The organism is Secundilactobacillus angelensis (genome assembly GCF_012641075.1).
Taxonomy (GTDB): domain Bacteria; phylum Bacillota; class Bacilli; order Lactobacillales; family Lactobacillaceae; genus Secundilactobacillus; species Secundilactobacillus angelensis.
In genome coordinates this window covers 1-225 of the sequence record NZ_JAAXLJ010000128.1, presented here as the reverse complement: position 1 = coordinate 225, position 225 = coordinate 1, and the positions used below count along the sequence as shown (strand labels likewise).

The 225-nt window shown below is 54.7% G+C and carries 1 pseudogene; it reads left to right on the top strand.

Annotated features, from left to right (window positions below):
• A pseudogene (locus HC026_RS13255) lies at positions 1–225 on the top strand (hypothetical protein); the annotation flags it as partial.

Genomic DNA, 225 nt, shown 5'->3' with positions numbered 1-225 from the left:
GACGCCAACGACTGATGGGACAGGCACAACGAGCGTTGTGACCGTCACTGAAACGCCAAAGGATCAACCAAGCCTGCCAGCAGTCACAGTCAACCCAGGTGAAACGGTCAAGACTGGTAAGACGACAGTTACGAACGATAATCCAGGTGTGACGATGACGCATGACACGACTGGGACGGATACCAACACCACTCCAGGCCTTGGTGAACATGTCACAGGCGATGG